At 69.9% G+C, this 14,954-nt stretch carries 14 protein-coding genes; 11 read left to right on the forward strand and 3 right to left on the reverse strand.

All coding sequences use genetic code 11. The features are described from left to right. Nucleotides 1-95 precede the first annotated feature (95 nt). The 8 genes from K7G59_RS06635 to K7G59_RS06670 all read left to right on the forward strand — a co-directional run bounded on the left by K7G59_RS06635 (nucleotide 96) and on the right by K7G59_RS06670 (nucleotide 8,665). The gene (locus K7G59_RS06635) at nucleotides 96-1,421 is read left to right on the forward strand and encodes a cytochrome P450 (protein ID WP_225831065.1); all 1,326 of its coding nucleotides are present in this window, start codon (nucleotides 96-98) and stop codon (nucleotides 1,419-1,421) included. Next, a complete protein-coding gene (locus K7G59_RS06640; RefSeq protein WP_225831068.1) occupies nucleotides 1,418-2,485 on the forward strand; it encodes a polyprenyl synthetase family protein in 1,068 nt (355 codons plus the stop codon). The genes K7G59_RS06635 and K7G59_RS06640 overlap by 4 nt, the downstream gene beginning before the upstream one ends. Before the next feature lie 8 nt (nucleotides 2,486-2,493). Beyond that, nucleotides 2,494-3,585 carry a terpene synthase family protein gene (locus tag K7G59_RS06645; protein WP_225831070.1) on the forward strand — a complete coding sequence of 364 codons (1,092 nt, stop codon included), beginning with the start codon at nucleotides 2,494-2,496 and terminating at the stop codon, nucleotides 3,583-3,585. Continuing rightward, nucleotides 3,582-4,946 (forward strand): cytochrome P450, encoded by a 1,365-nt coding sequence (locus tag K7G59_RS06650; protein WP_225831072.1) that lies wholly within the window; start codon nucleotides 3,582-3,584, stop codon nucleotides 4,944-4,946. The genes K7G59_RS06645 and K7G59_RS06650 overlap by 4 nt, the downstream gene beginning before the upstream one ends. Further along, nucleotides 4,946-5,176, forward strand: a complete 231-nt coding sequence (locus K7G59_RS06655; protein WP_374114194.1) for a ferredoxin — start codon at nucleotides 4,946-4,948, stop codon at nucleotides 5,174-5,176. The genes K7G59_RS06650 and K7G59_RS06655 overlap by 1 nt, the downstream gene beginning before the upstream one ends. A gap of 212 nt (nucleotides 5,177-5,388) precedes the next feature. After that, on the forward strand, nucleotides 5,389-6,003 hold the full coding sequence (locus tag K7G59_RS06660) for a response regulator transcription factor (protein WP_225831074.1): 615 nt from the start codon (nucleotides 5,389-5,391) through the stop codon (nucleotides 6,001-6,003). A gap of 218 nt (nucleotides 6,004-6,221) precedes the next feature. After that, nucleotides 6,222-7,463: a hypothetical protein gene (locus K7G59_RS06665; protein WP_225831076.1), complete on the forward strand. Its 1,242-nt coding sequence runs from the start codon at nucleotides 6,222-6,224 to the stop codon at nucleotides 7,461-7,463. Then, entirely contained in the window at nucleotides 7,460-8,665 is a 1,206-nt protein-coding gene (locus tag K7G59_RS06670; protein WP_225831078.1) for a cytochrome P450, read from the forward strand. The genes K7G59_RS06665 and K7G59_RS06670 overlap by 4 nt, the downstream gene beginning before the upstream one ends. 64 nt (nucleotides 8,666-8,729) lie before the next feature. Here K7G59_RS06670 and K7G59_RS06675 read toward each other — a convergent pair whose 3' ends face one another. Next, entirely contained in the window at nucleotides 8,730-9,485 is a 756-nt protein-coding gene (locus tag K7G59_RS06675; protein ID WP_225831080.1) for an SDR family NAD(P)-dependent oxidoreductase, read from the reverse strand. On the opposite strand from K7G59_RS06675, the gene K7G59_RS06680 reads away from it, so the two are divergent. Next, a complete protein-coding gene (locus tag K7G59_RS06680) occupies nucleotides 9,484-10,620 on the forward strand; it encodes a 3-oxoacyl-ACP synthase III family protein (RefSeq protein ID WP_225831082.1) in 1,137 nt (378 codons plus the stop codon). The genes K7G59_RS06675 and K7G59_RS06680 overlap by 2 nt on opposite strands. Further along, complete coding sequence (locus K7G59_RS06685; RefSeq protein ID WP_225831084.1) at nucleotides 10,617-11,405, forward strand: SDR family oxidoreductase; 789 nt, start codon at nucleotides 10,617-10,619, stop codon at nucleotides 11,403-11,405. The genes K7G59_RS06680 and K7G59_RS06685 overlap by 4 nt, the downstream gene beginning before the upstream one ends. 62 nt (nucleotides 11,406-11,467) lie before the next feature. On the opposite strand, the gene nadA is transcribed toward K7G59_RS06685, so the two are convergent. Beyond that, nucleotides 11,468-12,652, reverse strand: a complete 1,185-nt coding sequence (gene nadA, locus K7G59_RS06690; protein WP_225831086.1) for a quinolinate synthase NadA — start codon at nucleotides 12,650-12,652, stop codon at nucleotides 11,468-11,470. 274 nt (nucleotides 12,653-12,926) lie between these two features. On the opposite strand from nadA, the gene K7G59_RS06695 reads away from it, so the two are divergent. Further along, nucleotides 12,927-13,283, forward strand: coding sequence for an iron-sulfur cluster assembly accessory protein (locus K7G59_RS06695; RefSeq protein ID WP_028422454.1), 357 nt, complete (start codon nucleotides 12,927-12,929; stop codon nucleotides 13,281-13,283). Nucleotides 13,284-13,366: 83 nt separating this feature from the next. Here K7G59_RS06695 and K7G59_RS06700 read toward each other — a convergent pair whose 3' ends face one another. After that, on the reverse strand, nucleotides 13,367-14,908 hold the full coding sequence (locus K7G59_RS06700; protein WP_225831088.1) for a hypothetical protein: 1,542 nt from the start codon (nucleotides 14,906-14,908) through the stop codon (nucleotides 13,367-13,369). Between the last annotated feature and the right edge of the window lie 46 nt (nucleotides 14,909-14,954).

The following is a 14,954-nucleotide window of genomic DNA, read 5'->3' on the forward strand; positions in this document are numbered from 1 at the left end:
CACGTCCGGCGTCTGGTTCAACCCCCCGTAACCCCCCTAGCACGGAGGCAAGAAGAACCATGGCACTCGCGACCGTTGTACCGTCAGTTCCTCCTATGCCGGGGCGTGTTCCGTTCGCGGGGCACGCCGTGCAGATGTTCCGCAACCCGCTCCGGTTCTTCCAGAACGTAAGTGAGCAGGGCGGCCTGGTGCGGATCTGGCTCGGCACCAAACAGGCCTATGTGGTCAGCGACCACGACATGCTGTACGACATTCTCGTCCGCAAGGCCAAGTCCTTCGAGAAGGGAATGCAGTTCGACCAGGCGCGTCCGCTGCTGGGCAACGGAATCCTGCTGTCCGAGGGCGACTTCCACCGCAGGCAGCGCCTGCTCATGCAGCCGGCCTTCCACCACGAGAAGATCGCCACCTATGTCGACGTGATGCGCGAGTCGGCGAGCGACGTGTTCGGCGCCTGGCGGGACGGCCAGCGCGTCGGCATGTACAACATGTTCTACGAACTCGCCGTGCGCATCGTCATCAAGGCGCTGTTCTCCACCGACATGGTGGAACAGGACGTGGCCGAGGTCTACAAGTCCATGCCGATCGTGATTTCCGGTGTGGAGAAGCGCGCGGCCATTCCGCCCGGCCTGCTCGACCGCGTTCCCAACAAGTCGAGCCGGGAGTTCCACGGCGCGATCGGCCGGCTCTACTCGATGGGCCGGCGCATCATCGCCGACTACCGGGCCAAGGACAAGGGCATCGGCGAGCGGCCGGACGACCTGATGAACCTCCTCTTCACCGCGCGTGACGAGGGAAACAAGTCGATGACCGACAAGCAGATCCAGGACGAGTTCATGACGCTCCTGACGGCGGGGTCCGAGACCACGCCGAGCGCCATGAGCTGGACCTGCATGCTGCTCGGCCGCCACCCCGAGGTGCAGCGCCGGATGCAGGAGGAGATCGACGAGGTGGTCGGGGACCGCCCGGTCCAGGCCGCCGACCTGCGCTCGCTGGACTACACCCGGCGCGTCATCCAGGAGGCGCTGCGGCTGTACCCGCCGGTGTGGGCGCTGGGCCGCAAGTGCGTGAAGGACACCGAACTCGGCGGTCACCAGATCCCGGCCGGCACCGAGGTCCTGTACTCCATCTACGCCGTCCACCACGACCCGAAGGTGTACGACAACCCGGAGGCCTTCGACCCGGACCGCTGGCTGCCCGAGCGGGCCAAGGGGGTGCCGCGCAGCGCGTTCATGCCGTTCGGCGCGGGCGTGCGCAACTGCATCGGCGAGTCCTTCTCCTGGTTCGAGACCCAGACCGTCCTGTCGACCCTGCTGCAGCACTGGTCCGTGCAGCCCGTCACCGGCGAGCCGGTGAGGCCGATCGCCATGGGTGCCCTCGTCCCCGGGGAGCTGCCCATGAAGGTCGTCAGGCGCGACAAGTGACCCTCACCGACGCGCTGACGGAGAACGCGACGGTCACCGCCCGGATCGACCGGAGCCTCGGCACCTTCCTCCGGCAGCGGATCGCCGAGGAGAGCGACCCCGCGGCCGGCCAGGTGCTGGCGCTCCTGCGGGACTTCATCCTGAACGGCGGCAAGCGGATCCGCCCCCTGTTCTGCTACTGGGGCTGGCGCGGGGCCGGCGGATCCGCGGACGACACCGACGTCATCGAAGTGGCCACCGCGCTGGAGCTGTTCCACGCCGCGGCCCTGATCCACGACGACATCGTCGACGACAGCGATCTGCGGCGCGGCCGGCCCACCGTCCACCTGTCCCTCGACAAGTGGCACACCGAACAGGGCTGGCAGGGTGAGAGCCGGGCGTTCGGGCAGCACGGCGCGCTGCTCGCCGGGGACGCCTGTCTGGTCTGGTCGGAGGAGATCTTCCACAACAGCCCCCTCGTGATCCGGGGGGAGCGGGCCCGGCGGCTGTTCGCCCGGCTGCGCACCTCGGCGCTGTACGGGGAGTTCCTCGACCTCGTCGGCGAGGCACGGGGCGGCCGGCTCTCCGACGCGCTCAAGATCGTCCGGTACAAGACAGCGAGCTACACCATCCGTTACCCCCTGCAGATCGGCGGCGCCCTGGCCGGAGCGGACGAGGCGCTGCTCGCGGCCTACGACACCTTCGGGCTGCTGCTGGGTGAGGCGTTCCAGCTGCGCGACGACGTGATCGGTCTGTTCGGCGCCCCCGAACTGACCGGCAAGGAGCCGCTCGACGACGCCCGCAAGGGCAAGCCGACCGCGCTCATCACGGTCGCCCGGAAACTGGCGGACCCCGCGCAGCACGCCCGGCTCGACCTGCTCTACGGATCCGAGCGGCTCGGCCTCGACGACCTCGCCGAACTGCGGGACGTGGTCCGCGCGACAGGGGCGCCCACCGTCATCGAGCGGATGATCGGTGAGCGGCACGCCGGAGCGGTCCAGGCCCTGCGCGGCGCCGGTCTGCAGCCCGCCGCGCAGACCGAGCTGGAGTCACTGGCAGCGGCATGCGTGCATCGTGAAAGGTGAATGACCGGATGTCGACCATACCCAAGCCGTTCCTGGACGGCACGGAAATCTATCTCCCCGAGTTCCCCTACCTGTTGCCGGCGTGCAGTCACCCGCAGACGGAGGACATCCGGCGGGAGTCGGACGCCTGGGTCCGCGAGACCATGGGCTTCGCCATGGACGACCCCGGGCAGATGGACCTCCTCCTGGAGGAGACCGCCTCCCTGTGGACCTGCCTGGTGCTGCCCACGGCCCGCGAGGACCGCCTGCGCCACCTGTGCAAGTACACCGAGTACCTCTCGGTGTTCGACAACGCGATGGTGGACCGCGACAGGATCGGCAAGGATCCGGCCGCGGCCAAGGAGCTGTTCGTCCTGCTGGCGGGCATCCTCGACGAGCGCGCCGACGGCACCGGCATGTGGGGCTCGGTGCTGCAAGGGCTGTGGAAGGAGATGCGCGCCGGCATGCCGGACACGGTGTGGGACCGGTTCCTCGCGGAGGTCCGGCGCTTCCTCGCCGGCTGCGTCCACGAGATCACCTCCCGCGCCGAGGACCGGGTCTTCGACTACGACACCTACATCGATATCCGCAAGGACAGTGTTGGCATGGGCATGTACTTCGTGCTCGGCGAGTACGGGCTCGGCATCGACCTGACCGAGGACCTCCGGTGCCATGCCGCACTGCGCGAGATCATCGACATCGCGCTGGTCCACATCATGCTCACCAACGACATGTTCTCCTTCCGGGCCGAGGCGATGATGGACGACTACGTCAACGCCCTGTCGGTGCTGCGGCTGAGCGAGGGACTCGGTCTCCAGGAGGGCGTGGACCGCCTGTTCGCCCTCATCGACGGCAAGCGGGCCGAGTTCATGACGGCCAGGGCGGCCATCGAGGCGAGCGAACTGGGCCGCCGCGAGGACATCCGCGCCTATCTGGACGCGCTGTGGCACATGATGGCCGGCAACCTGCAGTGGTCGTACCTGACGTCCCGTTACAACGGGACGGGGCACCGCTGGAACGGTGTGCGCTCCGGGGTGCTCACCCTGCACCTGGACCGCACCGTCTACAGCGACCGCGCCTACTGCCGGCTGGCAGCGTCGACCTCGGAGGCCTGCGCGTGAGCGTCTCCTACACGACCGCGCCCGGCCGGGTGCCCGGACTCGGCCACGCGGTGGCGCTGATGCGCAGCCCGCTGCGCTTCCTGACCTCGCTGCGCACCCACGGCGACCTGGTCCGGGTGGACCTGGGCCCGATGCCCGCGCTGTTCGTGACCTCGCCGCCGCTCATCCACACCCTGCTCACGGACCGCAAGGACCTGCTCGACAAGGGCCGGTTCTACGACAAGGTCCGGCCGCTCACCGGCAACGGCGTGATCCACGCCTACGGCGACGAACACCGCCGCCAGCAGGCCATGATCAAGCCCTCGTTCCACCGCGACGAGATCAGCCGGTACGTCGAGGTGATGCGCGAGGTCACCGAGGAGAAGACCGCCCACTGGCAGGCCGGCGCCGAGATCCCGGTGGACCTGGCCATGCGGGACATCACCTTCAACATCCTGGCCCGCACCATGTTCGGCTCCGTCGTGGACCGGGCGGCGCACGAGGAGCTGGCGGCCATCCTGCCCACGGTGCTCGAGGCCATCATGTGGCGCACGGTGTCGCCGGGCGACCTGCTGGAGAAGCTGCCGCTGCCCATGAACCGCCGCTTCGACACGGCCTTCGCGCAGCTGCGCGAGGTGATCAGCCGCGTCATGCTGGCCTACCGGCAGGGCGGCGCCGAACCCGGCAAGGCGGGCATGCTGTCCATGCTCCTGGCGGCCCGCGACCCGGAGACCGGCCGCCCGATGTCCGACGAGGAGCTGTGCAACCAGATCGTCTCGGTCACCATGGCCGGATCAGAGACCGCCGCCACCGCCCTGGCCTGGCTCTTCTACGAGCTGGCCCGGCACCCGCACATCGAGGAGCGGGTGCGCTCGGAGGTCCTGGAGGTCGTCGGCGAACGGGACTTCGAGATGGCCGACGTCGGCGGTCTGCCGTACAACCGGCGGGTGCTGCAGGAGCTGATGCGGGTGCGGCAGCCGATCCTCGTCATCTCCCGGCGCGCCGTACGGGACTTCCCGCTCGGCGGCGGCCAGGTGAGGGCCGGCACCGAGCTGTTCTACAGCCCGTACGCCGTGCACCGCTACCCGGACCTCTTCCCCGATCCCCTGCGCTTCGACCCGGACCGCTGGCTGGAGCGGCCGGTCGCGAGTCTTCCCAAGGGCGCCTACACACCGTTCGGCGCGGGGCCCCGGCACTGTGTCGGCGAGCCGTTCGCCTGGGCGATGATGCACGTGGTGCTGGGCACGATCATCCGCCGCTGGCAGCTGACGCTCGCCGACGGAACCAAGGTCAAGGAGATGCCGTGGGCCACGGTCAACCCCAATCACATGCCCATGACGGTGACGCCGGTCCGGCGCCGGGAGCCGGTGCCTTGCCCGTGATGCTGCGTGTCACCGTCGACCACGAGCGCTGCTGCGGCTCGGGCATGTGCGCCCTGAGCGCGCCGGAGATCTTCGACCAACGGGACACGGACGGCAGAGTGGTGCTTCTGGAACAACTTGTGCCACCGGGCAGCAATGAACTGGTCAGGATCGCGTCGGACAACTGTCCTTGCAGGGCTATTTCCGTGACCGACACGGCAATGCCCGGGCATCGGGAGAACAGTGAATGAAAGTAAACACTGTGACGATGTGATTCGGTCGAGGTGGCTTAACTCTTGTGTGACGCATGGGGATTCGATTAGCCTGCCTGAGTTGTCGGTATCGAGGTAGGGGGACCCCATTGCCGGTCAGTCTCACGGGCAGTACTCGATTCGATTCCATACGGAACCCGATCAATGTCATGGTTTGCGACAGTCATCCGCACGCACGATTCGGTTTAAAAATGCTGCTTTCTCAGGACCCGGGTATTTCCGTGGTCGCCGAAGCGGCAGACGAACGACAGGCGGTGCAGCGGGTCGCCGAATGCCGGCCCGATGTCGTCCTGCTGGAGGCGGGGCTGACCGAACTGGTCCAGGAGCTGGACCGGGCCGTCCCCAACCCCCCGGCCGCCGTGGTCTACGGCATCGAAGCGATGACCCCCGAGCGCCTGGCCGACCTGGTCAGAGGCAATGTGCGCGGGGTCGTCCACCGGGCGGCGGCCCACGACGACGTCATCCACGCCGTCCACGCGGTCCTGCACGACGGCGGCTTCGCCTCCCCGGAACTCACCGGCTGCCTGCTCCAGGCCGTCAGGGCGGGCTCCATGCCCCTCGGTGTCGACCACCGCTTCCGGGAACTGCTCACCGAACGCGAGAACGGCGTCCTCAGCCTGCTCTGCCAGGGACTGTCCAACAAGGCCATCGCGGCGGCCCTGTGCGTCACCGAGAAGACCGTCAAGTTCCATGTCTCCAATGTGCTCGCCAAGTCCGGTGTCAGCACGAGAGCCCAGCTCATCGCGGCCATGGGTTCCTTCACCACGGCGCACGGCCGCCACTCCCTCGGGGCGCAGAGCGCCTGACCCCTCCGAGGCGTGCGCAACCCTGGTCGATGGTCCAGGTCCCCACTCGGCGAGCCCGGCCCGGAGGCGGGCTCGCGGACCTGGTTCTTGGGCGGAAGACACCCGCGCTGACGTCCGGAAATACTGGAGTCACGCGTTCTGTGGAAATTCTCTTCGAATCTATTCGGAACGCCGGCACGCGGTATTTGCTGGACGGATCCGATGGGAATGAGTGCTTGATGTCACGGCTGCGGTATCTGGATCCCAGCGAGGCATATCACGCGTTTGTCGACTGGTCCGGTTCTTATTCGATAGCGGTCGCCGGCGCCCTGGACCCGGGCCGGCTCATCCATGCCTTCGAGGCGCTGTGCCATGCGGTTCCGCTGCTGACCGGGAATCTCGGAAGGGATGAGAACGGCTACTTCTTCCGAATCCCGCCCGGCCGGCTGCCCGAAGTGGCCCTGCGGGAGACCGACGGCACCCCCGAGGACGAGGAGGCCGTCTACCTGGCCGAGATGGCACGACCCCTGGACTCCACCAGGGAGCTGTGCCGACTCGTTCTCGTGCGCCGCGAGCACAGCGCGCGCATCATCCTCGTCCTGCACCACAGCATGATCGACGGGCGCGGCGGCGTCACCCTGCTGGAGAAGCTGTGCCGCAACTACACCGCGCTCACCGAGGGCAGGACACCGCCCTACGCCGGCCCCGAGGCTCCCGCCCAGCGGTCCGCCGAGACCCTGCTGAAGGACCGCCACACGGCCGGTGTCGTGGCGAGCGCCGTGGACCGCGACGCGCTGTGCGCGGCCCTGGCCGCGACGCCCGGTCCACAGCCGCTGCGGGTCGTGCCCCAGCGGCTGAGGCTCGACGCCGGGGACACCGCGCTGCTGCGCGACGCGTTGCGCGCCGACTCCTTCTCCGTACACGGCTTCGTGGCGGGCGCGGCGACCGTGGCCGTCCGTGACGGCCGCCCCGGCACCCACGCCCTGGACCTGGTGTGCGGCTGCCCGGTGGACCTGCGCAACCGGACCGAACCGCCGGTGACCGTCGAGGAGTCCACCAACTTCGTCAGCGGCGTCGAGACGGCCGTCTCCGTGCCGCGCGGCGCCGACCCGACCGCGGTCGGCCGGGTCATCAAGGAGCGGCTCGACAAGGCCATCGACGACGGCGAGGCCGAGCGCGCCATCCTCCAGGCCGGCCAGTTCACCGCCAGCGAACCCCTCTCCGTCGATCTCGTCGTCACCAATCTCGGGCCCATCCCCGAGTTCACCGCACCGCGGGGTCTGCGTGTCACGGACTTCCGCGGCTACACCACGACCACCATGCACGGCCTGCTGCTGTTCGTCGTCACCTCGTACGACGGCCGGCTGAGCATCGAGATCACCTCGCCCGAGGGCCTGCTCTCCGCAGCGGAGCGCACGGCGCTCGCGGAGCGCACCGCGGAACTGCTTCGCGCCCGCACCACGAAACAGGAGCGCCCATGACCCGGCAGGAAACCACACCACCCCGTATCCCCACGGCACGAGTCCATCCGCTGGATCCCCCGCCGGAGCTGTCCGAGATGCGCGGGCGCTGCCCGCTGGCCCCGCTCACCTACGCGGACGGACACCAGGGCTGGATCGTCACCAGCCACCTGCTGGCCCGGCAGGTGCTGTCCGACTCCCGGTTCAGCTCGAATCCGCGTATCCGGCACTCCGCGGTGCACGACGTCCTGGGCGACGGCCAGCCGCCCGAGGAGGACGTGCCCGGCATGTTCGTCGGCATGGACCCGCCCGAGCACACCAAGTACCGGCGGCTGCTCACCGGTGAGCTGAGCACCCGCCGGATGCGGGAGATGGAACCGAAGATCGCCGCGGTCGCGCACGAGCTGATCGACCGGATGCAGGCGGACGGCGCGGACGGCGCGGACCTCGTCACCGGGTTCGCCATGCCGCTGCCCTCCCGCGTCATCTGCGATCTGCTGGGAATCCGGTACGCCGACTGGCGGGACATCCAGCCGGTCTCCGAGAAGATGCTGCGCATCGACTCCTCCGCCGCCGAGGTGAAGGAGTGCTACCGCATCATCTTCGAATTCCTTGCGAATGTCGTGGGGCTCAAGCAGAAAGAGCCCGGCGACGATCTGCTGAGCGGGCTCGTGCAATCGGCGGAACTCTCCGACGTGGAACTCACCAGCGTGGCGTTCCAGCTTTTCACCGCGGGCCACGAGACCACCGCGAACATGTTCTCGCTGGGCACCTACACCCTGCTGACCCACCCGGAACAGCTCGCCGCCCTGCGCGCCGACGCCGGGCTGATGAACAGCACCGTCGAGGAACTCCTGCGCTACCTGACCGTCATCCAGTTCGGCATCTCGCGCGGCGCGGCCGAGGACGTGGAGCTGGGCGGGCAGACCGTGCGCGCCGGGCAGACCGTCACCGTGTCGCTGCCCGCCGCCAACCGGGATCCCCAGCGCTTCACGGAGCCCGACCGCTTCGACATCAGGCGCGTGCCCTCCGGCAATGTGGCCTTCGGCTTCGGCGTGCACCAGTGTGTGGCCCAGCAACTGGCCCGCGCCGAGCTGCGGATCGGCTTCCAGGTGCTGCTCGACCGGCTGCCCGGGCTGCGTCTGGCGGTCCCGGCGGACCAGGTGCGGATGCGGGACGGAGCCATCGTCTACGGCTGCCAGGAACTGCCGGTCGCATGGTGAGAGCTGCACGGCGCGCGGGGCCCGTCGATGCCCACCCCGCGCGCCGTGCGAACCGCCGGCCGGTTCAGCGGGGCGGCAGCCGCAGACCGCCGTCGAGCCGGATCGTCTCCCCGTTGATCATGGGGTTGCGGAGGATGTGCAGCACCAGCTCCGCGAACTCCTCCGCCCCTCCCCACCTGCGCGGATGAGGCACCAGCCCGGCCAGTTCGGCCTTCTTGCCGGCGGGCAGGACATCGGCCGCCGGGGTGTCGAACAGCCCCGGCGCCACGGTGACCACGCGGATCAGCAACGGACCGAGATCCCGGGCCAGCGGCAGGGTCATCCCGGCCACCCCGGCCTTGGAGGCGGCGTAGGCGGCCTGCCCGATCTGGCCGTCGAACGCGGCGATGGAGGCGGTGTTGACGATGACTCCCCGTTCTGCGGCGACCGGCTCGTTGGCCGCCATCGCATCGGCGGCCAGGCGGACGACGTTGAAGGTGCCGACGAGATTGGCCTCGACCACCTCGGTGAACTCCTTCAGGGAGTGCGGACCGGAGCGGCTCACCACCCGGGCCGCGTGTGCGCGGCCCGCGCAGTTCACCACGGCCCGCAGCGCTCCCCGGTCCACCGCGGCCTCGACGGCACGCTGCACATCGCCCGCGACAGCGACGTCCCCGGGCACGAACACCGCCTCGGCGCCCAGCCGGGCCACCGCCTCCTCCCCCCGCTCCCGTGAGCGGCCCAGCAGCACCGGCCGCATGCCGTCGGCCAGCAGCCGCTGTGCGGTCGCGAGACCCAGACCCGAGGTTCCGCCGGTGATGAGTGCAACGGCACGAGACATGAGGACCTTTCCTGGAACGGAGCCGAAAACCGCAGGATTATTCAATCGTGAGCGACCGGGCAATAAAAGGCAAGACTTTCCGGAAAGGGGTGTGCGGACGGTGTGGAATACTGCTCAGATTTCCGTGGGGATTCGGTCGGTAGGGCGTTTTGTGCCCGATCTCGAGATATCGAACGAAGAAGTCGTCGCCCGTTTCGACACCAGTGACGAATGGATTCGGACCAAGCTGGGAATCACCTCGCGCCGGGTGGCCCGGCCAGGCCAGCTGACCTCGGACCTCGCGGTCGGGGCACTCCAGGACGCCTGCGCCCGCGCGAACATCGCCCCCGAGAGCCTGGATCTCGTCATCTGCTGCACCGGCACCCCGGACCACATGCTGCCCGCCATGGCCGCGGCCGTGCTGCGCAAGGCCGGCCTGTTCGACATCAGAGGGTTCGACGTCAACGCGGGCGGCTGCGCGGGCGGGGTCTTCGCGCTCGACGTCGGTGTGAAGTACATCCGCTCCGGGGAGTACAGCCGGGTCGCCGTCGTCATCGCCGACACGGTCGCCCAGTGCCTGGACCCGGAGGACCGCACCGGGCACGCCATCTTCGGTGACGGCGCGGGCTGCTACCTGCTGGAGGCGTGCCGGGACGGACAGGGCGTCGGGCCCACGCTGATGCGCACCAAACCGGAGCTGTACTACACGGCCTTCACGGAGCGTCAGGGCCCGCCCGAGGGGCTGCCCAACCGCTTCAGCGGGCCCAACTACATGCGCATGGACGGCGGGGGAGTACGCGACTTCGCCCTGGACGTCATCCCGGACTTCGCCGAGCAGGTCGTCAAGGCGGCCGGCACCACGCTGGACGACGTCGGACTGATCATCTCCCACCAGGCCAACCCGACCCTGCTGCGCAGGCTGATCCGCGAACTCGGCCAGCCGGAGAGCAAGACCGTCGTCGTGGCGGACCGGCTCGGCAACACCAGCGGGTCCAGCGTGGTCCTGGCCCTGTGGGAAGCGGTCGAGTCGGGGCGGCTGTCTCCCGGCGACGAGGTCCTGCTGGTGTCCTTCGGCTCGGGCATGAGCTACGGCGGCACGGTGCTGCGCTGGTGCGCGCCGGAGGACTTCGGCGCCGGCCACAGGGACGCCGCGTGAGCCGGCCGGGACGCGGGGGACAGGAGGAGGTCACCCTCGTCACGGGCGCCTCGCGGGGTATCGGGCGGGCCGTGGCCCGCACCCTCGCCCGGCGCGGTGGCCATGTGGTGATCAACTACAAGCAGGACAAGGACGCCGCCGAGAGCGCCCTGGAGGAGGTGGAGAAGGCGGGGGGACAGGGCAGCCTGTGCCGGGCCGACGTGGAGGACCCCGAGCGGATCGCGGAGCTGTTCGCCTTCGTGGAGCGGCGGTACGGCAGGCTGGACCACCTGGTCGCCAACGCGGCGGCGGGCCCCGCGAGGACCGTCGACCAGGTGGAACTGCGCCACCTCGCGCGCAGCCACGCCATGAACTCCCAGTCCTTCGTGGTCGCCGCCCAGCACGCCGTCCGGCTCATGGACCGCGGGGGCCGGATCGTGGCCGTCTCGTCACTGGCCGCCGGGCGTGCCATCCCCGGATACGCGGCCATCGGCGCGCAGAAGGCGGCCCTGGAGGCCTGGGCCCGCTACTTCGCGGCCGAGCTGGCGCCCCGCGGCGTCAACGTCAACGTGGTGACCGGCGGCATGATCACCACAGACTCCCTGGGCCACTACCTGGCGGCCACCGGGCTGACCGCCGACGACATCGTCCCGCACATTCCCAAGGGCCGGCCCGGCTCGCCCCAGGAGGTCGCCGACGCCGTCGACTTCCTGCTGTCGCCCGCCGCCGAGTACATCACGGGCCAGAATCTGGTGGTCGACGGCGGCCTGAGCATCTCGGCGCCGTTCTGCGGTCACCCGGGCTGAATCCCGGCCCCCGGGCCGGCCCGAAGGCCGGCCCGGGGTGCCGCGGTTCCGCGGCGCCGGGGTTACGGCAGGGCCAGCATGCGCTCCAGCGCCAGCTTGGCGAACGCCTCGGTCTCCTTGTCGACCTCGATGCGGTTGACCAGCTTGCCCTCGGCGAGGGACTCCAGGGCCCAGACCAGGTGGGGGAGGTCGATGCGGTTCATGGTGGAGCAGAAGCAGACCGTCTTGTCGAGGAAGACGATCTCCTTGCCCTCGGGCGCGAAACGGTTCGCCAGGCGGCGCACCAGGTTCAGCTCCGTGCCGATGGCCCACTTCGAGCCGGCCGGGGCCGCTTCGAGGGCCTTGATGATGTACTCGGTCGAGCCGACGTAGTCCGCCGCGGCCACGACCTCGTGCCGGCACTCGGGGTGCACGAGGACGTTCACGCCCGGGATGCGTTCGCGCACGTCGTTGACCGAGTCCAGGTTGAAGCGGCCGTGGACCGAGCAGTGCCCGCGCCACAGGATCATCTTCGCGGCCCGCAGCTCCTCGGCGGTCAGCCCGCCGTTCGGCTTGTGCGGGTTGTAGACGACGCAGTCCTCCAAGGACATGCCCATGTCCCGCACCGCGGTGTTGCGGCCCAGGTGCTGGTCGGGCAGGAACAGCACCTTCTCGCCCTGCTCGAAGGCCCAGTCCAGGGCGCGCCTGGCGTTGGACGAGGTGCAGATGGTGCCGCCGTGCTTGCCGGTGAAGGCCTTGATGTCGGCGGAGGAGTTCATGTACGAGACCGGCACGACCTGCTCGGCGATGCCCGCCTCGGTCAGCACGTCCCAGCACTCGGCGACCTGCTCGGCCGTCGCCATGTCCGCCATGGAGCAGCCCGCGGCGAGGTCGGGCAGGACCACCTTCTGCTCGTCGGACGTCAGGATGTCCGCCGACTCGGCCATGAAGTGCACACCGCAGAAGACGATGTACTCGGCCTCCGGGCGCGCCGCCGCGTCCCGGGCCAGCTTGAAGGAGTCGCCCGTGACGTCGGCGAACTGGATGACCTCGTCGCGCTGGTAGTGGTGGCCGAGCACGAAGACCTTGTCGCCGAGCTTCTCCTTGGCGGCACGGGCGCGCGCGACCAGGTCGGGGTCGGACGGCGAGGGCAGGTCGCCGGGGCACTCGACGCCTCGCTCGCTCTTCGGGTCGGCCTCGCGACCGAGCAGCAGCAGGGCGAGCGGAGTCGGCTGCACGTCGAGGTCCTGGGTCTGGGCGGTGGTCACGACACGCACCCTTTCTACTTTTCGTCTAACTGACGCTATCTATCATAACTGCTTCACGTCAGTTTGACGATGTCCATTGCGTCGATGTGACATGAATCCCCCCGACCGTCCGTCGATGGCGCTCCCGGGCCGCTGTGCACCCCGTCCGGCATGTGCGAGCATGAAAAACGAAGCAAGAGCGCGACCGCGCGATGGCACGGCCCGGAATGAATCCGCGGAAGCGCCGGTTGCACACGTCGGCAAGCAGTCTCCGTACAACCCGGGAGAGATGTAGATGTCCGTATCGGACGAGACCACCACCGTCACCGACGGCATCATCCTGACCGACGCCGCCGCGGCCAAGGTCAAGGCCCTGCTCGACCAGGAAGGCCGTGACGACCTGGCGCTCCGCGTCGCCGTTCAGCCCGGCGGCTGCTCCGGCCTGCGCTACCAGCTCTTCTTCGACGAGCGCTCCCTCGACGGCGACGTGGAGAAGGACTTCGGTGGGGTCAAGGTCGTCACCGACCGCATGAGCGCTCCGTACCTGGGCGGCGCCACCATCGACTTCGTGGACACGATCGAGAAGCAGGGCTTCACGATCGACAACCCGAACGCGACCGGCTCCTGCGCCTGCGGCGACTCCTTCAGCTGAGCCGCCCACGGCAAGACGGAAAAGGCGGCGGTCCCGCGAAGGGACCGCCGCCTTTTCCGTGTGCACCGGTGTCCGGCCGGCCGCTAGCGTGCCGCCCCCGGCGCCTGCGGCCGCAGCGCCCCCGGCTTCGTCCTCGGGATCTGGCTGCCGTCCACACCGGCCACCTGCCGCCCGCCGAGCGGCGCGTCCAGCCGCACGGTCCGCACGTAGAACTCGGCCATCGCCACGCAGATCGTGTCCGGACGGGATGCCTCGGTGACCTTGACGGTCACCCGGTCGGCGCTCTCCTTCGCCGAGACCCGGTAGTCGGCGCACACCCCGCCCGAGAAACTCACGGTCAGCTCCCGGCCGTCGGCGGTGTAGCCGTCCACCTTCACGTCCTGCTTCACCTCGCGCGTCTTCGGCCCATGTGTCTTCGGCCCATGTGTCTTCGGCCCATGTGTCCTCGGCCCGTGTGTCCTCGACCCGTGCGTCTTCGGCGCCAGGTACGTCGGATCGAGGGCCGGATACGTCACCGTGGACGCACCCGCCGCCCCGGTCCCCGGCTCCCGCACCTCGAACAGCCAGGACGGCACGAGTGTCTGCCGTCCGCGGACCAGGTGCGCGGCCAGCCCGAACACCGCCTTGCCGACCGTGACGGTGGAGGCCGCGGGAGCACCGGACGCTCCCGTGGACGCGCCGCACGGCTGCTCCAGCCGGTTCTTCAGCGGCACGGGACGGGCGCAGCCGCCGATCCCCATCCGGTGGCCGCCCCTCGGGGTGGCGTTCATCAGCTCCAGCGTCTTCTTGGCGCCCAGGACCGGATACGTGTCACCCTTCACCGGCGCCTCCAGCAGGCCGTGGCCGCCGACCACCTCACCCCGCCCGTCCACGGTCAGCCCGGTCGTCCAGCCGTACGTGGGCAGCCCGTCCACCACCGGATCGGCGTCGACCACACGCCGGGCGCCCATGACCCGGCTCGCATCGATCTTCGCGTCGTCCTGCCCCAGGGCCTTCAGCACGGGCGCCGCCGCCTTCCGCGCCGCCGCCACGCTCACCGTGCCGCCCGCCGGGCTGGCCGGGTCGTGCGTGCAGACGGTGACCTTCCGGCAGTTGTCGGTGCCGGGCGCGTACCGGCTGTACGTCCAGCTGCCGGGCGCGTCCCGGTTCACCTGAAGGGCCGGCCCGAACCCGTCCCGGCCGCCCCCGACCCGCCAGACCCCGCCCTCGGCCACCGGCGTCCCCGCGACACCGAGCGCCTTGGCCAGCCGGGCCACCGCGGCCCGGCCGACCTCGCCGCCGGGCGTGTACACGGGCGCCGAACCCGGCCCCTGCGGCAGCGCACCCCCGGCCACGTACGTCACGCCGTACGGAGCACCGGGCACCCAGCCGTCCAGCGTGAGCGGCGGGGGAGTGACGCCGTCCCCCGGCGCCGAGTGGTTCGCACGGCCGTTCCCGCCGTCGTCCGCGGCGACGTACGCGCCGCCGCCGCCGACCAGCAGCACGGCCGCAGCGACCGCGACGACGGCCGCCGAGGAGCGGCGCCGGGACCGTCCGCCCGCGCCCTCGCCCGGGTCACCGTCCTGCGGGGCCGCACCCTCCGCCGTTCCGGTCACGTCGTCGTCCCCGGGTCGCTCGCTGTTCACCGCATCACTCCTCGCCTGGGTCGTGTCCCGCCCCGTCACGGGGGAC

Origin of the sequence: Streptomyces sp. NK08204, assembly GCF_020400585.1 — a bacterium.
Taxonomy (GTDB): Bacteria; Actinomycetota; Actinomycetes; order Streptomycetales; family Streptomycetaceae; genus Streptomyces.